The sequence below is a fragment of the Gilliamella sp. ESL0405 genome, assembly GCF_019469205.1.
Lineage (GTDB): Bacteria > Pseudomonadota > Gammaproteobacteria > Enterobacterales > Orbaceae > Gilliamella.
Map to the genome: position 1 here is coordinate 2,243,361 of NZ_CP048265.1, position 20,765 is coordinate 2,264,125.

Sequence of the window (20,765 nt, forward strand, 5' to 3'; positions counted from 1 at the left end):
ATGAAAAAAATATTAGCCGTAACAGGTTGCCCTACCGGTATTGCACATACCTATATGGCAGAAGAAGCACTCAAATCAGCGGCGCAAAAAGCCGGGGTTGAGATTAAAGTCGAAACAAACGGTGCTGGCGGTATCGATAATCTTATTACCGATGCTGATATTGCCGACGCAATTGGTGTTATTATTGCCGCAGATAAAGATGTCAATGCGGATCGTTTTAATGGATTACCCGTAATTGAAGTACCCGTTAAAGACGGCATTCACAAAGCAGCAGCATTAATTGAACAAATTTCCTCAGGCAATGTATCAATACGTAATGCAGATAAAGCAAGTATCAAACAATCTAATTCTGCCAATCAAAGCGAAGTAAAAGAGTCTATTGGTCGCCAGATTTATAAACATTTAATGAGTGGCGTATCAAACATGCTGCCATTTGTTGTCGCAGGTGGTGTGCTGATTGCAATATCTTTTTTATGGGGTATCTATTCCGCTAACCCAGAAAATGAACAATATAATGAATTTGCCGCATTACTAATGAAAATCGGTGGGCAAGCATTTGGTATTATGGTGCCTATTTTTACCGGTTTCTTAGCTTATTCAATTAGTGGTAGACCGGGAATGGTTGCCGGTTTTGTTGGTGGTTTAATTGCCAATATCACTGGAGCGGGATTCTTAGGTGGAATTATTGCCGGCTTCGCAGCAGGTTATTTAATGCTAGCTGTCAAAAAATTATTAGACGGCCTACCTCGTTCATTTGAAGGCTTAAAATCTATTTTTATAATGCCACTTATTGGTGTATTTGTGATTGGTAGCGGTATGTTTTTACTCGGTGAACCGATTGCCAGTATTAATAATGCCATGAAATCTTTCCTTGAATCATTACAATCTGCAAACCCTATTTTGTTAGGTGTTGTAATTGGTGCGATGTGTTCATTCGACTTTGGTGGACCAGTAAATAAAGCGGCCTATGTCACGGGTACAATGTTACTTGGTGAAGGTAATTTTTATTTTATGGCAGGCGTTTCAGCTGCTTGTATTGCCCCACCATTTGTTATTGCATTTTCAACCACAATATTTCGTGCTAAAGCCTTTAACGAAGAAGAAAGAGCAGCCGGTATTGTCAATTACGTTTTAGGATCGACTCACATTACTGAAGGTGCAATTCCATTTGCCGCTAAAGACCCGTTACGAGTTATCCCTATTATGATGTTATCTTCAGCTATTGCATCGGTATTAACTTTTATCTGTCAAATTCAAGTGCCGGCTCCGCATGGAGGTTTTTTAGTCTTACCACTGGTCAATAAACCACTATTATGGGTAGGCTGTATTTTTGTTGGTGCATTAGTCGGCGCAATTTTATTAGGCTTATTACGTATTCATGAAAAAAGAAAGAGCAATGAATAAATTCGCTAGGTAATCAATTCGATATGCCGATTTTATCGGTATATCGACTCAAACAAGGAAGGAAATATGAGTAATTTAAAACTAACCCCCGAGGATATCGCCATTATTGAAGGTGCATACAGCAAACAACAAGCAATTGAATTGGTGTCTAACAATATGATTCAAGCCGGATTCGTGGCGCAAGATTATACTCAAGCAATGCTTGACCGTGATTCACAAATCTCAACTTTTTTAGGAAATGGTATTGCTATCCCTCATGGGACAACAGAAAAGCGTGATAGTGTGCTAAAAACAGGATTGAAAGTTATCTACTTTCCGCAAGGTATCAATTGGGATGAGGACAATAATACTGCATACGTTGTGATTGGTATTGCCGCTAAAGCGAATGAGCATTTAGATATATTACGTCAATTAACCCGAGCTGTGATTGCTGAAGATACGCTTGAAAGAATCAAACAGGTTAAAACACCCGAAGATTTATTAGCGATTATTCAAGGCAACTAATAGCCAATAATCCCATGAGCGTAATTATTCATACTCATGGGATTTTTTCGTCACATTTCAAATCGCTTATATTATTTAGTAACCGTTAAAGAAAATATTAAGCTTAAAAATGCCAATCTATACTAGGTTATTTGTTAACTCTCTTAAAGAAGATCGTTATTTTCTTTTCAACATAACACGCAAATCTTCACCAATCATTGCCACTGATTCAAATTGGAAATTTGGCGCCATAGATAACTGGTGTAAATTAGGTAATATACACATATCTTGTGCATGATGACCCAATAGTTTCGGTGCATAATAGATAATAAGTTCATCAACTAAATCTTGCTCTATTAAAGCTCCAGCTAAATGAGCCCCCGCTTCAACCCAAACGGAATTAATTTGATTGTCAGCCAATTGCTTGAATAATTGGGTTAAATCAATATGATTATGGTTTGATGATTCAATGATTAACTGAGTATTTGGTTGATTAATGGCAATATCTTGTTTGCGGGCAACCCATGTCTCACCTGGCTGCTGAAAAATATTTTCATCGCCAGTTAGTTGGTTTTGACTATCAATAATAACGCGAACGGGTTGTCTGATGTTTTCCGGTAGATAGATCTGTTTAATATCGTTAGGCAAATCGGCATAGCGTATAGTGAGGCTAGCATTATCGGCTTGCACTGTTGCACGGGTGCTTAAAATACAACTTGCTTGCGCTCTAAATTGCTGAACATCTTGCCTTGCAGCTATCGATGTTATCCATTGACTTTCACCGGAAGCCATTGCGATCTTACCGTCTAAAGATGCGGCAAGTTTAAGTTGTACATAAGGTCGACCTGTTCGCATGCGTTTTAAAAAGCCTTTATTAAGCGCTTCGGCTTGTTCGGTCAAAACACCTAATGTTACCAAAATTCCCGCATCAACCAACCGTTTTATGCCTTGACCGGCAACGGTTGGATTAGGATCTTGCATCGCAATAACAACACGAGCCACTCCAGCTTTAATAAGAGCATCAGCACATGGTGGAGTTCGTCCATAATGGCTACAGGGTTCTAACGTGACATAAACAGTTGCACCTTGCGCCGCTTTGCCCGCCATTTTTAGCGCATACACTTCGGCGTGTGGCTGCCCTGCTTTAAAGTGGTAGCCTTTACCAATAATCTGATCGTGTTTAACGATAACGCAACCGACATTTGGATTAGGTGTCGTTGTAAAGCGCCCGAGCTTAGCAAGTTCGATAGCTTGTTGCATGTAATGCTGATCTTTATCGCTCATAAGTGTCATATTGCAGTTTATTTCTGTTGTAACTTGGCAATTTCATTACTAAATTGTTCAATATCATCAAAGCTAAAGTAGACAGAAGCAAAACGGATATAAGCCACTTTATCAAGACTTTTTAGCTCTTCAATCACATAATCACCGATCAATTTAGCTGGAATTTCACGTTCGCCAGTTGCACGCAGTTTTGATTTTATACGGGTTATTGCATCTTCAATTGCATCAAAACTTACCGGGCGTTTTTCCAATGCTCGTTTGATACCATTACGTAATTTATCTTCATCAAATGGCTCACGAACTTTATTGCTTTTGATGACATTCGGCATAATTAATTCAGCTACTTCAAATGTGGTAAAACGTTCATTACATACCACACATTGCCGACGACGACGCACCTGAAATCCTTCACCGACCAGGCGTGAATCAATCACCTTGGTATCATCTGCATTACAAAACGGACAGTACATAATAATATCCTTATAATGACATAATTGGCATTACAATAGCTGAAAATATAGATTTAAACAAGATTTCAGTTATCTAATGCACATCACATTAGTTTATTCAACTTTTGTTTGAATGGTGATAATAAAAAAACGCCGCTAAATTAGCGGCGATCTCAGAGTAATCTACCAATCTAACTTAATTAGAAAATCGCGTAATTTGGTAAAATCATCGGACATATAATGCGAAAGTAATGGCATATCAGCACGCTCAGCAAGTTCTTTCGGTAGTGGTATTGATTTCCCCAAAATCTCTTCCACAACCTCTTTAAATTTAGCCGGGTGCGCTGTACCTAAAAATAAACCATATTCACCTTCTTGCAGCTGGTCACGAAGTACACGATAAGCAATGGCGCCATGTGGCTCAGAGAGATAACCTTTTTGGGCTAATTCACGGACACTTTGTTTGGAAACCTCATCGGAAACGGCAGCGTGTCCTAATGATTTTAACACCCAGTTTTCTCTTTTGTAGATTTCTTCAATCCGAGGCCAATTGTTTGGTTGGCTCACATCCATAGCGTTAGACAAAGTTGCCACAGTAGCATGAGGTTCCCATTTACCCGTGTCTAAATAGCGTGGAACAGTATCATTAGCATTGGTGGCAGCAATAAAACGTTTAACTGGTAATCCCATGGTTTTCGCCAATAAGCCTGCGGTTAAGTCGCCAAAATTACCACTTGGCACCGAAATAACTAACTGCTCACGCTGTTTTGTTGTTAACTGAGCATACGCTTCAAAATAATAACAAATTTGCGCTAATAATCGACTGATATTGATAGAGTTAGCTGAGTTTAACCCTATAGCTGATTTTAATGCTTCATCATCGAACGCTTGTTTAACTAATGACTGGCAAGCATCAAAATCGCTTTGAATTGCGATTGTATGAATATTATCACCGAGGGTACAAAATAGTTTCTCTTGAAGTGGGCTGATTTTGCCTTCAGGGTATAAAATAACGACCCGAATATTTGGTAAATGATAAAATGCATGGGCAACTGCCGCACCGGTATCGCCAGAAGTGGCGGTTAAAATAGTGATTTTTTTATCGGCAGCTACTTGAACTAAGGCTTGCGCCATAAAACGCCCACCAAAATCTTTAAATGCTAAGGTAGGACCATGGTAGAGTTCCAACGTTCCGATATCTTCTTCAACTGATTTGACTGGTGCAGGAAACTCAAAGGCATTTTTGACTAATCGTTGCATATCTTCATGACTAATTTCATCGCCAATAAAAGCAGATAAAATTTTGGCACTTCGAGTAACAAAATCAAGTTTTAACAGAGACTCAATTTCATTAGCTGAGAATTTAGGTAATTGCTCAGGGAAAAATAGACCTTGATTTTTTCCTAGCCCTTGCTCAACCGCTTGGGCAAAACTAACTTGCTGACTGTGATCTTTTAAGTTATACAATTTCATAATATGTTCCGATTATCTTTATACTTTAATTGTGGGTTGTTTGGGATTTCAACTTCACCAAAAACCATTGGAATCTTTTAATTTCACTAATATTTTGTTTTCTTAATCAAGCTTAAATAACTCTTGCACCTTGCGTATCGATTTTACAAATATGTGTAAAACCTTCATCATTTTGCAAATAGTCACTTTTCAGTAATGATTCTACTTGCTCAGCTGTATCAAGATTATCCGTAATGACAAACATGGTTGGTCCTGAGCCGGAAATACCCGAAGCAAGTGCACCAAGTTGTTTCACCCGTTTTTGTGTTTCATCAAAGTTTGGTAATAATTGTTTACGGTAAGGCTCGGCAATGTTATCCACTAACATCGCGGCGGCCAATTTTGGTTGCTGAGTATAACAGGCATGTAAAAAACCACCGACATAACGACCATGCGCAACACAATCTGCTTTTTGATACTGAGCAGGTAATATGGCTCGTGCTTCTGCTGTCGATACTTTAATGCCGGGATAAGCCATTACCCAATACCAATTTTCAAAATGTGGAATGGTTTGGCTAATGATGCCCATTTCATCAAGGATAAATTGCATGCCACCTAAGTAACAAGGCGCAACATTATCATAATGCACACTACCGGATATCCGTCCTTCAAGTTCCCCCATCATTGAAAGCATTTCAAACTCATTAAAAGGTTTATCGAAAAACGTATTTAAAGCAACAAATGCCCCGACAACAGAACAAGCACTCGACCCCAATCCAGAACCAATTGGCATATTTTTTTCAAGTGTGATGCTCACCGGCAACGTTTTCCCCATTGCTTTACAAAAACGCTGCCAACATTGATAAACAATATTGTATTTAGGATCACGAGGCAGTTTTTTTACAAATTGCCCTTTGCTAATCAAATTAAATTCATTAGCCGATTCAACCGTTATACAATCCCCAAGCATTGCTCCACTAATCGGATTAATGGCAGCACCTAAAATATCAAAACCAACACTAATATTAGCCATTGATGCAGGTGCGTAGACAGTTATAGATTTATGGCTCATTTATCCTCCAATTTTACCTGATGTTGTACGTAAAATATCCGCAAAAACACCTGCTGCGGTAACATCATTGCCAGCACCATAGCCACGTAAAACCAGTGGAATTGGTTGATAATATCTTGTATAAAATGCCAATGCATTTTCGCCATTTTTGACTTTATAAAGAGGATCTTCACTATCCACCGCTTCAATCTTAACGCTACATTGATTACCATCAATACTGCCTACATAACGTAATACTTTTCCCTCTTTGGCTGCCTGCTCAGATTTTGCTTTAAACTGAGCATCGAGCTGAGGTAATTTTGCCATAAATTCATCAATGCTACCTTGCGCATACTCTGCAGGTAAAACAGATTCGACATTGATTTGATCAAGTTCTAACTGTAATCCTGCTTCTCGCGCTAGAATTAACAATTTTCTTGCCACATCGGTGCCCGATAAATCATCACGTGGATCAGGCTCTGTAAAACCTTTTTCCTTAGCTAATTTGGTAGCTTCAGACAATGACATCCCTTCGTCAAGCTTACCGAAAATAAACGATAATGACCCAGATAAGATACCTGAGAACTTAATCAATTCATCACCAGCGTTAAGTAAATTTTGTAGATTTTCAATAACCGGTAAACCAGCACCTACATTGGTATCATATTGGAACTTACGCTTACTTTTTGCCGCTTCTTGACGTAAGCGTAAATAGTAAGCCATGGAGCTGGTATTGGCTTTTTTATTAGGGGTGACAACATGAAAACCGTTTGCTAAAAAATCAGCATACTTATCGGAAACTTCATTACTGGAAGTACAATCAACTAAAATAGGATTTAGTAATCGATTATTTTTCGCAAACTCTATAATACTGTCTAATGTATAAGGTATTTGACTCTGTTTTATCTGCTCACGCCAATTGGTCAAATCAATACCATCACGATTAAGTACGCTATGTTTAGAGTTGAATAAACCACAGACACGCAGATCGACCTGTTTGTTTTTGAGCCATTGTTGTTGGCGACCAATTTGATCAACTAAGGCACCGCCAACACCACCAACACCCACCACAAAAACATCTAACATTTTATCGGTGCCAAATAACATTTGATGAGTGACCCGAACGCCCATTACCGCCACATCATTATCGACAACAACTGAAATAGAACGCTCAGAAGACCCCTGCGCTATAGCAACGATATTAATGTTTGCTCGAGCTAATGCGGTAAAGAAATTAGCCGACAGACCACGCAACGTGCGCATTCCGTCACCCACGACGGAGATGATAGCTAGTTTATCAATCACCTCAATTGGCTCAAGTAAACCGTCTTTAAGCTCTAAATAAAATTCATCACTTAATGCTTCTTCCGCTCGATATAGCTCAGTTTGTGGAATGCAAAAACTGATGCTATATTCGGATGATGATTGGGTAATAAGTACAACAGAAATACCCGCATAGGACATGGCTGAAAAAACACGGGCTGACATGCCAACCATACCTTTTAATCCTGGTCCGGATACATTAATCATTGCCATATTGTTGAGATTAGTTATACCTTTTACCGGTGTTGTTGAATCAACAACATTTGCCCCAATTAATGTACCGGGTGCATCAGGATTGTTGGTATTTTTAATTAAACAAGGAATTTGGAACTGAGCTATCGGTAAGATTGTTCTTGGATGAAGCACCTTAGCACCAAAATAAGAAAGCTCCATTGCTTCTTGATAAGACATTGTTTTTAATAATTTAGCATCAGGCACAATGCGAGGATCACAAGTGTAAACGCCATCAACATCTGTCCAAATTTCGCAGCAGCTTGCCCGTAAACATGCAGCCAACACGGATGCTGAATAGTCTGAACCATTACGACCAAGCACGACTAATTCACCTTTGTCATTACCCGCTGTAAAACCAGCCATTAAGATAATATTTTCAGGTGGAATATGCATTTCACTAATTCGATGTGATGACTCAACAATATCGACAGTCGATTCAAGGTAATCGCCTTGAGCAATTAACATTGTAACCGGATTGATGACCGTTACGGCATGACCTTTTGCTATTAATAACTGTTGCATAATAGCAATGGAAAGTTTTTCACCACGACAAATGATTGAAGCATTAATACTGTCAGGGCACTGACCTAATAGCCCAATCCCTTCTAGCAACTGTTTGAGATTATTAAGCTCATTGAGTGCAAACCGTTTCATTTCGTCATAGGCAAAATTAGGTACTGCTTTTGAGATACCTTCTAATAGATCGGCAAAAATTTTCTCTGCATCATAAATGTTAGTTTCAACATCCTGCCCTGCGACCGTTTTTTCGACCATTGCAACCAAATGATTGGTAATTTTAGCGGGTGCCGATAAAACAGTTGCTGTCTGCTCTTGCTTTGCATTATTTTCAATAATCTCTGCAACACGCAAAAAACGTTCTGCGTTAGCGACAGATGTACCTCCAAATTTTAAAACTTTCATATCACACCTTTACTTATTATCCTAATTTATGCCAGTTCTTATTCAAAATATTAGTTTGTAACTTTTAAGATTTTGAACCTATTTTGTATATAAAGTAAAAAACCCGCCTTTTTTGGCGGGTTTTTCAATATTTTTAAGGAAAAATCAACCCGCCCTATATTTAATAATAGTGCCTGTGGTGCCAATCATGCTAATAATGGTCATGATAATGTTCATTATTTTTCCTTGAATAAAATTCTATATTAAACTTAAAACAAAACAGCCCGACATTTTCATGTCAGGCTGTATTAATTAAAAAACTTTTTTGCTGTTTTCATACTCATTGACTACCTTGTTTAAAGCTTGGTAGATACTTTGAGCATCTTGTTTCTTTAATGCTTCATCAAGAATATTGAGATACGATAACATCAATTTTTGATTATCTTCGGCAAACTGTGGCGAAACTTCCTGATCTTCATATAACATGACATAAGTGCGAGCAAAGCCAAAGATCAAAAAATAGACCGATGCATTTTTTGGATCTTCTTGAATTAAAGTTCGCATAGCTTTACGCAGTTTTACATAACTGTCTGTACCTGGCAAACTTGTCGCAAATGTATTTGTTACTTCAGTAAATGTCATTACCCATAAACCTCAATCAAAATTACAAGAAGAAAGAATATCAATCCATTAGCATAAGTGCAAGTCTATTTTGTTGACAAAATCCATTTTTTTACGATTTAACAGCATCGAGATCCATAATCTAAATGCCAATGCTGGTTTGACTATTACAGTGATTTACTCACCGCTAACCCTGCCGATGCTTGTGCAACAGGCATAATTTCAATGGAATTAACATTAAAATGAGCAGGTGTGTTAACCAACCATGACACCGTATTGGCAATATCTTCCGGCGTGATGTAATCAACACCTTCATAGACAGCTGCGGCTTGTTCATTGTTACCATGGAAACGGACATTAGAAAACTCAGTGCCACCACATAACCCCGGCTCAATATTTGTCACTCTGACTTTTTTTCCCAAAAGGTCAGTACGTAAATTTGCACTAAATTGTTTAACAAATGCTTTGGTAGCGCCGTAAACATTACCGCCTTTATAAGCGTATGTTCCGGCTACCGATCCAAGATTAATGATATAACCAAAATTACGCTCAACCATACCCGGTAAAATTTGATGGGTTAAATGAACTAAACCAATAATATTGGTTTCAATCATGGTTTCCCAATCATCATAATTAGCTTGATCAGCTGTTTCTAATCCCAAAGCTAGTCCAGCATTATTAATCAAGATATCAACTGGCTGAAACTCTTTAGGCAATTGTAATAATATTGTCTCAACCGAATCTTTCTTTGTGACATCTAAAGATAATCCAAAAAAATTGGTACCTAACTCTGTTGCCAGCTTTTGCAATTTATCTATACGCCGAGCAGCACCGACAACTTTATAACCGTCAGCAATAAGCTTACGACAGATTGCTTGACCAAACCCTGAAGATGCACCGGTAACTAAAGCGATATTCATACTCAATCTCCTTGTATATTAAGAATTATCTGAGTATTTTTTAGAATACTTTACAGGTTAACTAGAAAATTATTCTTTAAATTATACTCAAACGTATAGTATTTCTGAAAGTTCTTGACAAAAATATTATCTTTTTAATAAAAAAACCCGCTTATAAAGCGGGTTGATGTTTAACATTTCATTTTGCTGGCTCTTGCGCTGGCTCATCATCTTTTAACGGCACGATTAATGTGTCGATGTGAGTATTATTGATGAGTTGGCGAGCAGAAGACATTAATTTGCTCCAAAAATCTTGGTGATGACCACAAACAACTAAATCAACCCCATATTCGTGGATAGCTTCAATTAATACTTGACCAAATTCACCATTTCCGGAGAGGGTATGTGCAATTGGATAACCTGCTTCATCAGCCAATTTATTTAAGGCAATGTGCGCATCTTCAGTAATACGATCTTTCATATCATTCATATTGATATCAACTAAACCGGTGTAAAGATCTGAATAATTAATACCAACGTGAATCAATGAGATTTGAGCATTATATGGTCGGGCCATAGAAACTGCTTTTTCGACAAGCACTTCACTTTCTGGTGATAAATCAACTGCGACTAATATATGTTTATAAGCCATGATACTTTACTCCTTCCTATTTTTAACTTCCTAGTTAAATTGATAATCAGTACTCTATTTTTACTACTAAATCAATTTTTGAGCAAGCCAAAAAAGTGACCCAGATAACAAAATTGATATTGGAAGTGTTAAAACCCATGTCAGCGCAATATTTTTTATTGTCTTACTTTGTACACCGCCGCCGTCAACAATCATAGTACCGGCTACTGATGATGAAAGCACTTGAGTTGTCGAAACCGGCATACCGGTATAACTTGCAATCCCAATTGATAAAGCAGTGGTAATTTGTGCTGAGACGCCTTGTGCATAAGTCATGCCTTTTTTACCAATTTTCTCACCTATAGTAATAGCAACACGTCGCCAACCAATCATGGTACCAACAGCTAGCGCTGATGCAACGGCAATAATGATCCAAATTGGCGCATATTCAACAGTTTTAAGTAAATCATTGTTTAATGATTTTAAGTATTGCTTATCTTGTGAAGACACATTAGGTTGTTTAGCCACATGTGATACCGTATCAGATAAACATAGTAAAATGCGTCTGGTTTGTGAACGTTGGTCTACTGTTAGCGTTTCATAATCATTGAGTTTATTAAATAAGTTATTAGCAATACCTAAGGTGGTAAAAGAGCGAGAATAATCGCAATGATATTTATTTAAATCAGTTTCAGGAATAGTTGTATCAACAGCAGTTTGTGAACCAATCACTGAATTAAGCTCTTGGTTATGCGTGACAAAATACTCTTCAATATTATGGATAGCATTACGAGTATTGGTAATGTCATAAGTAGAAGCCTGCATATTAACAATAAAGCCGGCCGGCGCAATACCCATTAATACCAGCATTAATAAACCAATCCCTTTTTGTCCGTCATTAGCGCCATGAGAAAAACTCACTCCCGCCGCCGAAATAATTAGCATAATACGGATCCAAAATGGCGGTTTCTTTTTACCATAAAGCTTTTCACGCTGTTCAGGCGTCATGAAAATACGTTCTCTTTTTTTGCGGCTCTTTTTACTTTGACCTTTGCGAGTCCAATATTTTCTTAGTAAAAAGATCATCAACCCGGCAATCACAAGCCCAACAACAGGGGAAATAATCAATGATAAAAAGATTGAAATCATTTTAGGTATATTAAGTGCATCAATGATCGATGTATCTGTAATAAAGGCATTAGCCAGTGCCACACCGATAATCGATCCAATTAAGGTATGTGAACTTGATGCAGGAATACCTACATACCAAGTGCCTAAATTCCAAATGATTGCGGCAAATAAGATGGAAAATACCATCGCAAGCCCGTGCGCTGAGCTTACATTTAGTAAAAGATCTGTCGGTAAAAGGTGAACAATAGCATAAGCGACACTCAGCCCGCCGAGCAATACGCCAAAAAAGTTAAACATACCTGCCATAAAAACGGCAAGTTGTTCTTTCAATGCCCTTGTATATATTACTGTTGCCACAGCATTAGCTGTGTCATGGAAACCATTAATTGCCTCATAAAAAAGAACAAAAAATAGTGCCAAAACTAATAATACAATGGTTGTAAATTCTAAATCAGCAAATAGATGAAACATAATATATCTTTCTGTTGTTAATAGCCCAGCTATTATCCTTGAGAATCAAGCAATGAGCAAAACAATTTTTACATTTTTCGCTTTGCATAACGTGCAGCCAGTACAGCACAGATCATGAGTTGTACTTGATGAAAAATCATTAAAGGCAAAATCATAATGCCCATTATCGACATTGGGAAGATAACACTTGCCATTGGAATGCCACTAGCAAGGCTTTTTTTCGAACCACAAAACACAATGGTAATCTCATCTTCTTTATTAAAACCTAATAGTCGCGACCCATAAGTGGTCGCCAACAATACAATGGTTAATAAGACGATAGAATAAAAGATAATCTCTATAAGTGATAGCAAACTAATTTTAGACCAAATCCCGTTAGCAACCGCATCACTAAAGGCAACATAAACAACTAACAAAATGGATAAGCGATCTGTTTTAGCAATCACTGTTTTATATTTATCGACCCATTTACCAATAAATCGCCGTGAGATATGACCGAGTACAAATGGTAACATCAGTTTGAGCATAATTGATGAGATAGCATCAAGCAAATTCATTGATCCTGCCGCTTGAGTATGCATAAGTAAACCCACTAATACAGGCGTTATAAATACCCCTAATAAAGTAGATGCTGATGCACTACAAATTGCAGCCGCAACATTACCTTTGGCTATGGATGTAAAGGCGATTGCTGATTGAACAGTGGCGGGTAAAACACAAAGATAGACAAATCCAAGATAGAGTTCATAAGGTAAGAAAGTAGGGACTAAAAATTGCATTAGTACGCCTAAAATAGGGAAAAGAATAAAAGTCGTAGCAAAGATGAATAGATGCAGTCGCCAATTTTTAATCCCGACAACGATGGCCTGAAATGATAACTTAGCGCCATGCATAAAAAATAATAAGCCAATAGCAAACGTTGTTAGGTATTCAAAAACAACTTTAGTTTGCCCTTCACAAGGAAATACACTGGCAGTCAGCACCACACAAATTAAAATTAATAGAAACGGATCGATTTTAAAACGTTGTAGTAAGTTCATGGCTTCTATCGTGATAAGTTAAAAAAAATCGCCACAAAAGTGGCGATAGATAAGATAGTAAGATTTACTCTAAGAAACTGCGAAGCACATCAGAACGGCTTGGATGACGTAATTTACGTAATGCCTTAGCCTCGATTTGACGTATACGTTCACGTGTAACATCAAACTGTTTACCGACCTCTTCAAGTGTATGGTCAGTATTCATATCAATACCAAAACGCATACGTAGTACTTTCGCTTCCCTCGGTGTTAATCCTGATAAGATATCACGAGTTGCGCTTCGTAAACTCTCTGATGTCGCTGCATCTAATGGTTGCTCAAGCGCTGTATCTTCAATAAAGTCACCTAAGTGTGAATCTTCATCATCACCGACCGGCGTTTCCATGGAAATTGGCTCTTTGGCAATTTTCAGCACTTTACGTATTTTCTCTTCTGGCATCTGCATGCGCTCAGACAACTCTTCTGGAGTTGGCTCACGCCCAATCTCTTGTAACATTTGACGAGAGATTCGGTTTAGCTTATTGATTGTTTCAATCATATGCACCGGAATACGAATCGTTCTGGCTTGGTCAGCAATAGAACGAGTAATGGCTTGCCTGATCCACCATGTAGCATAAGTTGAGAATTTATAACCACGACGGTATTCAAATTTATCAACAGCTTTCATCAAACCGATATTACCTTCTTGAATAAGATCTAAGAATTGTAATCCTCGATTGGTGTATTTTTTCGCAATAGAGATAACCAAACGTAAATTCGCTTCAACCATCTCTTTTTTAGCTCGACGAGCTTTTGCTTCACCAATAGACATACGTCGGTTGATATCTTTAATCTGTTCTATAGATAAATTAGTTTCCGTTTCAATTTGCTGCAAACAATTAATTTCAGCTTCAATAGGCTCTTCAAACTCTTTTAAATTTGCGGCAAAAGCACCCTTAGCCGTTAAGGCTTTTTTAAACCAGCTCATGTTATTTTCATTGCCGGTAAAATGGGTCATAAACTGTTTTTTCGGCATCTTGCACTGCTCAACGCAGATCTTCATAATCACACGCTCATGTGCTCTTACGCGATCCATCATGCTGCGCATATTATTTACAAGAATATCGAATTGTTTACCCACTAAACGAAATTGTTTAAAGATTTCGGATAGATTTTCGATCTCTTGTTGTGCTTTTTTATGTGCACGTCCATACTTTTTGATAGCGGCTGAAGTTTTATCATGCTGTTCTTTTAATTCAGCAAACTTAGCTTTGGCAACTTCCGGATCGATCGAGACATCGTCATCAGCAGAATCACTGTCTTCCTCTTCGTTTTCATCGTCGCTATCATCAATTTCGATCTCTTCTTCGTTATCATCTAACTCTTCCGGTAACTCTTCTGCTGATTCTTCAGCATTCGGATCAACAAAGCCAGTGATAAGATCAGACAGACGTACTTCACCACTTTCAATTAAATTATATTGTTCTAAAAGATAAGTAATCGCTTCTGGATATTCTGAAACAGAGGTTTGAACTTGGTTAATCCCATCTTCAATACGTTTTGCGATGTCAATTTCGCCTTCACGGGTTAAAAGTTCAACCGCCCCCATTTCGCGCATGTACATACGCACAGGATCGGTAGTTCGACCTATTTCTGATTCAACATTAGAAAGTACCAATGCTGTCGCTGCTTCAACAGCTTCTTCATCAGGAACATTATCTGAAAGTAATAACTCATCAGAATCAGGGGCTTCTTCAAGAACTTGAATCCCCATATCATTGATCATTTGGATAATATCTTCAATCTGATCTGAATCAATAATTTCTTCTGGCAAGTGATCGTTGACATCAGCATAGGTCAGGTATCCCAGTTCCTTACCTCGAATGATCAGAAGTTTTAACTGTGATTGAGAATTTTGCTCCATAAAAGGTATCCACATTTAGTTATTCGGTAATGTATAATATATATGTAAGACAAAATGATATTGTCTCCATATACCCTATATATTTAGTCTTTTTTTGATAAAACAAGTATTAGTGTCGCTAATTCTTTTTTCTCTGCGGTACTTAAGCCGGAGACTCTCTCTTTTGCGATCAGTTCATCTTGCCTTTGGGCGAGTATATTATCATATAACTCTTTTAAAGTATGAGAAAATATTGTGCTTATTTCATCATCTTGATAATGGTGTTCCCAGCTTGCTAGACGATTAAGTTGCTTATAAAACGGTCTATCAATACATTGCGTTAATATCTGGGCTGTAGTTATATTTGGGTAATGTTGGCATAATTCAAGTAATTCAATAAAAATATCAATCCCCGCTAACTTGGCTTGACGCATAATATTGATATCCGAGACTTGTTTAGCAAGGTTTGGATACTGTATTAACAAACCAATTAAAATACGCATAATTGTTAATTTCATTTGAATTGAAGGCTTAACTTCAGCCGTCTTATCTTCACTTTTTTGACGATTATCACGAATTAATTGTTCAATTTGCGCAACATCAAGTAAGCCTAAATAACGCCCCAGTTGTTGAAGTAAATTTAACCTGAAAGCTTTCGCTTTTACTTGCTCAAGCATTGGTATAGCAAGTGCACTCAATTTTGCTTTGCCTTCAGAACTACTTAAATCAACTTGTTTTAATAATTCATCAAATAAAAATTGAGATAAGTTAGGCGCTGATTGTAAATGCGATTCGAAACCTTGTTTGCCCACTTTACGTACAAAACTATCCGGATCTTCATCCTGTGGCAAAAAAACAAATGTAATTTGTTTACCGTCAATCAAGCAAGGCAGTAACACATTAAGCGCACGCCAAGCTGCACTACGACCCGCTTTATCACCGTCATAACAAAATATGACAGAATCAGTTGCCCTAAATAGTAACTTGATGTGCTGTTCTGATGTTGATGTTCCTAATGCTGCCACAGCATAATCAATGCCATATTGCGCTAGCGAAACAACATCCATATACCCCTCAACCACCATGAGTTTATCGGGGTTACGATTAATCTCTTGTGCTTCATAAAGCCCATATAATTGGAATCCTTTATGAAAGATTGGGGTTTCTGGCGAATTGATATATTTAGCCGAATCATTGATTATCGTGCGCCCACCAAAAGCAATCACATTGCCTTGCCTGTCTCGAATAGGAAACATAATTCGACCACGAAAACGATCATATTGATTACCACCGTCACTGGTCACTAACATGCCAGCTTGATCATAAAGATGAGTTTCCGCTTTCGTTTTTGCCACACTTTGGAAAGTTGAACGCCATTCGTTAGGTGCGTAACCTATTTTGTACCGAGCAATAATTTCACTGTTAAGCCCTCGCTGTAAAAGATACTGTTGCGCATCTTTTGACGTGGTTAATGTTAATTGCTGCTGGTAAAAATTGGTGATTTTTGCCATTAGTGTATAAAGGTCACGGCGAACATTACGCGATTCAATCTGTTTTGAATTATCAAGTTGGCTGTTATCGCTATCAGTATAAGGAACTTGTATCCCTTGCATGCTAGCGATTTCTTCAATTGCTTCGGGAAAAGATAAACGGTCGTACTGCATAAGAAAATTCACTACCGAACCGGATGCACCACATCCAAAACAATAGTAAATTTGTTTTTTTTCATTTAGTGAAAAAGAGGCGGTTTTTTCATCATGAAAAGGACAACAACCAAAGTAGTTATTTCCTTTCTTTTTCATTTTAACGCGTTTACTGATCACATCAAGAATACTTGTGCGAGCAATTAAATCTAAAATAAAATCATTAGGAATACGACCTTTCATGATAAAATTCAACCAATATTGGTATTACCCAAAGACAACAAGCCGTATCGAAATGTACGGCTTGTTAAAATCTCTTTATATTAAAAATAGATAAAATTGATAGTTAGTATCAATTAAAATTTTCAGTATAAATCTTAGTATAGACGAGTGCGACGAGCGTTTTCTCTTTCTAATTTTTTAGCATGGCGTTTAACAGCTGCTGCTTTTGCGCGTTTACGAATAGTTGTTGGTTTTTCGTAAAATTCACGGTTACGAACTTCAGCTAAAATCCCTGCTTTCTCGCAAGAACGTTTGAAACGACGTAATGCTACATCGAAAGGTTCATTTTCACGTACTTTAATTACTGGCATGTGCCTCTCACCTCAAATTTGTTTAATATCACAAAGGACTAAAAATTAGTGCGCAATTTTACCTCTAATCGATATATGTTGTAAAGTAAAATATCGAATAATTACCACAGAGCAAATTAATTTGCTAATCTACAAGCTCAGTCAGATAATAAACGATAGTTATTCAAAATAAATAGGTGTTTTATGTCATTATTTTTTACCGGTCAATACCCTCAACGCCGCTTACGTCGCAATCGAGCACATGATTTTAGCCGCCGTCTAGTTGCTCAAAATCATTTAACAGTTAATGATTTAATTTATCCTGTCTTTATTGTTGAAGGTAAAAACATAACTCAATCTGTTTCATCAATGCCTAATGTGAATCGCATGAGTATCGATGTATTATTAAAAGAAGCAGAAGAAGTGGTTAAATTAGGCATACCTGTTTTAGCGTTATTTCCGGCTATCGATGCATCAAAAAAATCATTATTGGCGCAAGAAGCTTATAACGAAAATGGCTTAGTTCCCCGAGCAATTAGCGCCCTAAAAAAAGCCTTTCCCCAACTAGGCATTTTATCCGATGTTGCGCTCGATCCTTATACTACACATGGGCAAGATGGCATTATTGACGATCAAGGCTATGTTCTAAATGATATTTCAGTCGAAACGTTGATTAAGCAAGCCTTAGTTCAAGCGCAAGCTGGCGTCGATATTATTGCACCTAGCGATATGATGGATGGTCGCATCGGCGCTATACGTAATGCGCTTGAATCGCATGGATTTGTGAATACCCAAATTATGGCATATTCAGCCAAATATGCATCAAGCTTTTATGGCCCTTTCCGTGACGCAGTCGGATCAGCATCGAATATAAAAGGTGGCAATAAAAAAACTTACCAACTCGATCCCGCTAACAGTGATGAAGCACTACAAGAAATTTATCAAGACTTGAGCGAAGGAGCGGATATGGTAATGGTTAAACCAGGGCTGCCTTATCTTGATATTGTCACGAAAGTTAAACAAACTTTTGCCGTACCTACCTTTGCTTATCAAGTATCCGGTGAATACGCTATGCTCAAAGCTGCCATTGAAAATGGTTGGCTAGATGAAAAATCGACTATCATGGAATCGTTACTATGCTTTAAACGAGCGGGCGCTGATGGCGTGCTAACCTATTTTGCCAAACAAGCAGCCCAGTGGTTACTGGGCCCATAATATCATCAAGTTATAAACTAAAATCGACTGGCTAAAACCCTGTCGATTTTTTACATAAATTAACTAAATTTGTCTAAAAAGTGTTTATTATTTATGACTAAATTTTAGACTAATGATTATTAACATTATCCATTCAACATTTTTAAATAAATAACCCACCAATAGCTGCCCTAAAAGTCAAATTAGTTAATGACCTAAATTCAATAACGATCTGGCAGTTCTAAATGTAAAAAAGTTTCAGTAAAACTATATGTTTGTGTAAAAATCTGATAATATTTACAAAGTTAAGCGATTTGGGAGTAGAAAATGATATATGAACTTGTTCCAATTGAATTGCATGATGAACTGAATAAATTTCGTCATGATTTAGAAAAAATGGCTTCACAACATATAGAAGTTTGTCCTTTTTGCCAACAAAATGAATTCTATCTGATTCGTTCAAAACCAACAAATACCTATCGTTGCAAAGCTTGTGACAAATATTTCAATGTAGCATCTAACACCTCTTTTAATCGATTATCACCATTTGATTGGTTAGAAACGATATTTACTAGCCGTATAGCAAACAAAAGTTACCAAACTATTGCAAAAAAATTAGGCTGTACGTTAGAAAAAGTCATGCGGCGAGATCAAGCTATTGTTGATCATTTGAAGTCTTACTATCCATTACTAAACAAATGGTATACCGGTGCAAAACAATTAAAAATCACCCCGACACTTACCAAACAACATCAAACACTGATTGAAAAAGTCACGTCTTTATTAAATGAACAATCGCCAGTTTGTTTATATTGTAGTTCAACAGAAACAACCAAAGTTGGTAAACGCACTTGTTATCGTTGTAAGCGTTGCAGACGTAGCTTTAACATTTTAAGTGACACAATTCTTAATCGTCTTCCTAAGTCTGAACTATGGATTGAATTTATTAATTTGCTTGTTTCCGGAAAAAATAATATGCAAATCCAAACTGAATTAGGTTTTAATGGTAATACAGTAAATCATTGGCGAAACGCATGGTGTGAAATGATGAAACGTTGGAACTTAGAAGATTTGGCAAATTGGTGTCAATGCCATTAATAAATGCCATTAATAGAAGTAACATAATAGTGAACTAGGTAAAAAATCTACGTTTAATCACATTCATTTTCTTACAATAACATGAAATAGAAGCCTAAATTATGAATAAATCATTATTTTATTTATCAATATGTTCATTAAGCTTTTTATTAGTATTAACAGGATGTGATGAAGAACAGTCATCGCAGATAGCATCTTCATCTCAAACAAACAACAACCAAAATAATAATTTAAATGTTGATAGCCTAAGTTCAGACACGTTTGATGAAGAGGTTCAATCCCTGTCATACTTACCTGTTACTATAATCAATAGTTATCTTTTCCATAATGAACCGGAATTACTACCAAATCATAAATTAATTAAACAACAAAAAATTGAAGGAGCATCAGATAAGCTCATCAATTATAATGAACAAGGTTATGTTGCTAATTATGATTTAGAAGGTTTTTATGGCGAACTCGATTATAAGAACGCTAAATATTTTTACGGAACAAAAGAAAACCGCAATGATTATAAAATCACATTTGATGCCAGCAAAAATATACTCGGTATGAAAAATAGCAAAGGCGATATTGTTGCAAGAAATGAATTTGATGAAGATGGTCGTTTGGTTGAAATGACACTATCGCATTTTGCAGAAAATAATGTCATTTTTAATAGTAAAATTGTTTATGACCAATATGATCGCGTTGAGCTAGTTTTATACAGCGCATATGTGCCAGTTGATAATAAAGTCAATTTCCCTATTTTGCTACAAGAGAAAACTTTAGTTTATAGTAATATTAATCAGTTAGAAAAATCGATTACAAAAACATTTAAACTTTCATCAAGTGGTGAAATTATTGTAAACGATAAAAATGAACAAGAAGTTGAAATCAATGAAACTTGTTCATATTCTGATTATACCGTCTATAGCGACTGGACTAAGGCCGTTTGTGTAACAACCGGTGATGAATCAAAAACAACAAATTTAATCCGAACTATCGACTATCAGTAAACAAA

Annotated in this window: 18 protein-coding genes; 5 read left to right on the plus strand and 13 right to left on the minus strand. The window is 37.0% G+C overall.

Annotated features, from left to right (window positions below; translation table 11 throughout):
• Positions 1–1,404: a PTS fructose transporter subunit IIC gene (locus tag GYM74_RS09780; protein WP_220218032.1), complete on the plus strand. Its 1,404-nt coding sequence runs from the start codon at positions 1–3 to the stop codon at positions 1,402–1,404.
• A gap of 66 nt (positions 1,405–1,470) precedes the next feature.
• Complete coding sequence (locus GYM74_RS09785) at positions 1,471–1,908, plus strand: PTS sugar transporter subunit IIA (RefSeq protein WP_220218033.1); 438 nt, start codon at positions 1,471–1,473, stop codon at positions 1,906–1,908.
• Positions 1,909–2,064: 156 nt separating this feature from the next.
• Here the strand turns inward: GYM74_RS09785 and ribD are convergent, their stop codons facing one another.
• The 13 genes from ribD to rpsU form a co-directional block, all read right to left on the minus strand.
• Positions 2,065–3,171 carry a bifunctional diaminohydroxyphosphoribosylaminopyrimidine deaminase/5-amino-6-(5-phosphoribosylamino)uracil reductase RibD gene (ribD, locus tag GYM74_RS09790; protein ID WP_220218034.1) on the minus strand — a complete coding sequence of 369 codons (1,107 nt, stop codon included), beginning with the start codon at positions 3,169–3,171 and terminating at the stop codon, positions 2,065–2,067.
• 17 nt (positions 3,172–3,188) lie between these two features.
• The gene (gene nrdR, locus GYM74_RS09795) at positions 3,189–3,641 is read right to left on the minus strand and encodes a transcriptional regulator NrdR (protein WP_220218035.1); all 453 of its coding nucleotides are present in this window, start codon (positions 3,639–3,641) and stop codon (positions 3,189–3,191) included.
• A 162-nt stretch (positions 3,642–3,803) separates the two neighbouring features.
• On the minus strand, positions 3,804–5,093 hold the full coding sequence (gene thrC, locus GYM74_RS09800) for a threonine synthase (protein WP_220218036.1): 1,290 nt from the start codon (positions 5,091–5,093) through the stop codon (positions 3,804–3,806).
• A 112-nt stretch (positions 5,094–5,205) separates the two neighbouring features.
• Positions 5,206–6,144, minus strand: a complete 939-nt coding sequence (gene thrB, locus GYM74_RS09805; protein ID WP_220218037.1) for a homoserine kinase — start codon at positions 6,142–6,144, stop codon at positions 5,206–5,208.
• Positions 6,145–8,601, minus strand: coding sequence for a bifunctional aspartate kinase/homoserine dehydrogenase I (gene thrA, locus GYM74_RS09810; RefSeq protein ID WP_220218038.1), 2,457 nt, complete (start codon positions 8,599–8,601; stop codon positions 6,145–6,147).
• 291 nt (positions 8,602–8,892) lie between these two features.
• The gene (locus GYM74_RS09815; protein ID WP_220218039.1) at positions 8,893–9,222 is read right to left on the minus strand and encodes a hypothetical protein; all 330 of its coding nucleotides are present in this window, start codon (positions 9,220–9,222) and stop codon (positions 8,893–8,895) included.
• A 146-nt stretch (positions 9,223–9,368) separates the two neighbouring features.
• On the minus strand, positions 9,369–10,121 hold the full coding sequence (locus GYM74_RS09820; RefSeq protein WP_220218040.1) for an SDR family NAD(P)-dependent oxidoreductase: 753 nt from the start codon (positions 10,119–10,121) through the stop codon (positions 9,369–9,371).
• A gap of 178 nt (positions 10,122–10,299) precedes the next feature.
• Positions 10,300–10,752, minus strand: coding sequence for a universal stress protein UspA (uspA, locus tag GYM74_RS09825; RefSeq protein WP_220218041.1), 453 nt, complete (start codon positions 10,750–10,752; stop codon positions 10,300–10,302).
• Positions 10,753–10,818: 66 nt separating this feature from the next.
• Positions 10,819–12,333, minus strand: coding sequence for an inorganic phosphate transporter PitA (pitA, locus tag GYM74_RS09830; RefSeq protein WP_220218042.1), 1,515 nt, complete (start codon positions 12,331–12,333; stop codon positions 10,819–10,821).
• A gap of 68 nt (positions 12,334–12,401) precedes the next feature.
• Complete coding sequence (locus GYM74_RS09835; protein WP_220218043.1) at positions 12,402–13,373, minus strand: bile acid:sodium symporter family protein; 972 nt, start codon at positions 13,371–13,373, stop codon at positions 12,402–12,404.
• Positions 13,374–13,437: 64 nt separating this feature from the next.
• Positions 13,438–15,276 carry an RNA polymerase sigma factor RpoD gene (rpoD, locus tag GYM74_RS09840; RefSeq protein ID WP_220218044.1) on the minus strand — a complete coding sequence of 613 codons (1,839 nt, stop codon included), beginning with the start codon at positions 15,274–15,276 and terminating at the stop codon, positions 13,438–13,440.
• A gap of 83 nt (positions 15,277–15,359) precedes the next feature.
• Positions 15,360–17,141, minus strand: a complete 1,782-nt coding sequence (gene dnaG, locus GYM74_RS09845) for a DNA primase (RefSeq protein WP_220218045.1) — start codon at positions 17,139–17,141, stop codon at positions 15,360–15,362.
• 134 nt (positions 17,142–17,275) lie between these two features.
• Complete coding sequence (gene rpsU, locus GYM74_RS09850; protein ID WP_024495180.1) at positions 17,276–17,491, minus strand: 30S ribosomal protein S21; 216 nt, start codon at positions 17,489–17,491, stop codon at positions 17,276–17,278.
• Between the two features lie 183 nt (positions 17,492–17,674).
• Here rpsU and hemB point away from each other — a divergent pair, with 183 nt between their 5' ends.
• The 3 genes from hemB to GYM74_RS09865 all read left to right on the plus strand — a co-directional run bounded on the left by hemB (position 17,675) and on the right by GYM74_RS09865 (position 20,760).
• On the plus strand, positions 17,675–18,685 hold the full coding sequence (gene hemB / locus GYM74_RS09855) for a porphobilinogen synthase (protein WP_220218046.1): 1,011 nt from the start codon (positions 17,675–17,677) through the stop codon (positions 18,683–18,685).
• A 306-nt stretch (positions 18,686–18,991) separates the two neighbouring features.
• Positions 18,992–19,762: a hypothetical protein gene (locus GYM74_RS09860; RefSeq protein ID WP_220218047.1), complete on the plus strand. Its 771-nt coding sequence runs from the start codon at positions 18,992–18,994 to the stop codon at positions 19,760–19,762.
• A 101-nt stretch (positions 19,763–19,863) separates the two neighbouring features.
• Positions 19,864–20,760, plus strand: a complete 897-nt coding sequence (locus GYM74_RS09865) for a hypothetical protein (protein ID WP_220218048.1) — start codon at positions 19,864–19,866, stop codon at positions 20,758–20,760.
• Positions 20,761–20,765 lie beyond the last annotated feature (5 nt).

What these genes read in the sequence shown, in the direction of transcription:
- GYM74_RS09785 (WP_220218033.1), top strand. Translation starts at nt 1,471, where the DNA reads ATGAGTAATTTAAAACTAACCCCCGAGGATATCGCCATTATTGAAGGT.
- GYM74_RS09820 (WP_220218040.1), bottom strand. Translation starts at nt 10,121, where the DNA reads ATGAATATCGCTTTAGTTACCGGTGCATCTTCAGGGTTTGGTCAAGCA.
- uspA (WP_220218041.1), bottom strand. Translation starts at nt 10,752, where the DNA reads ATGGCTTATAAACATATATTAGTCGCAGTTGATTTATCACCAGAAAGT.
- dnaG (WP_220218045.1), bottom strand. Translation starts at nt 17,141, where the DNA reads ATGAAAGGTCGTATTCCTAATGATTTTATTTTAGATTTAATTGCTCGC.
- hemB (WP_220218046.1), top strand. Translation starts at nt 17,675, where the DNA reads ATGTCATTATTTTTTACCGGTCAATACCCTCAACGCCGCTTACGTCGC.
- nrdR (WP_220218035.1), bottom strand. Translation starts at nt 3,641, where the DNA reads ATGTACTGTCCGTTTTGTAATGCAGATGATACCAAGGTGATTGATTCA.
- thrC (WP_220218036.1), bottom strand. Translation starts at nt 5,093, where the DNA reads ATGAAATTGTATAACTTAAAAGATCACAGTCAGCAAGTTAGTTTTGCC.
- GYM74_RS09860 (WP_220218047.1), top strand. Translation starts at nt 18,992, where the DNA reads ATGATATATGAACTTGTTCCAATTGAATTGCATGATGAACTGAATAAA.
- ribD (WP_220218034.1), bottom strand. Translation starts at nt 3,171, where the DNA reads ATGAGCGATAAAGATCAGCATTACATGCAACAAGCTATCGAACTTGCT.
- GYM74_RS09815 (WP_220218039.1), bottom strand. Translation starts at nt 9,222, where the DNA reads ATGACATTTACTGAAGTAACAAATACATTTGCGACAAGTTTGCCAGGT.
- GYM74_RS09865 (WP_220218048.1), top strand. Translation starts at nt 19,864, where the DNA reads ATGAATAAATCATTATTTTATTTATCAATATGTTCATTAAGCTTTTTA.
- GYM74_RS09835 (WP_220218043.1), bottom strand. Translation starts at nt 13,373, where the DNA reads ATGAACTTACTACAACGTTTTAAAATCGATCCGTTTCTATTAATTTTA.
- GYM74_RS09780 (WP_220218032.1), top strand. Translation starts at nt 1, where the DNA reads ATGAAAAAAATATTAGCCGTAACAGGTTGCCCTACCGGTATTGCACAT.
- thrA (WP_220218038.1), bottom strand. Translation starts at nt 8,601, where the DNA reads ATGAAAGTTTTAAAATTTGGAGGTACATCTGTCGCTAACGCAGAACGT.
- thrB (WP_220218037.1), bottom strand. Translation starts at nt 6,144, where the DNA reads ATGAGCCATAAATCTATAACTGTCTACGCACCTGCATCAATGGCTAAT.
- rpoD (WP_220218044.1), bottom strand. Translation starts at nt 15,276, where the DNA reads ATGGAGCAAAATTCTCAATCACAGTTAAAACTTCTGATCATTCGAGGT.
- rpsU (WP_024495180.1), bottom strand. Translation starts at nt 17,491, where the DNA reads ATGCCAGTAATTAAAGTACGTGAAAATGAACCTTTCGATGTAGCATTA.
- pitA (WP_220218042.1), bottom strand. Translation starts at nt 12,333, where the DNA reads ATGTTTCATCTATTTGCTGATTTAGAATTTACAACCATTGTATTATTA.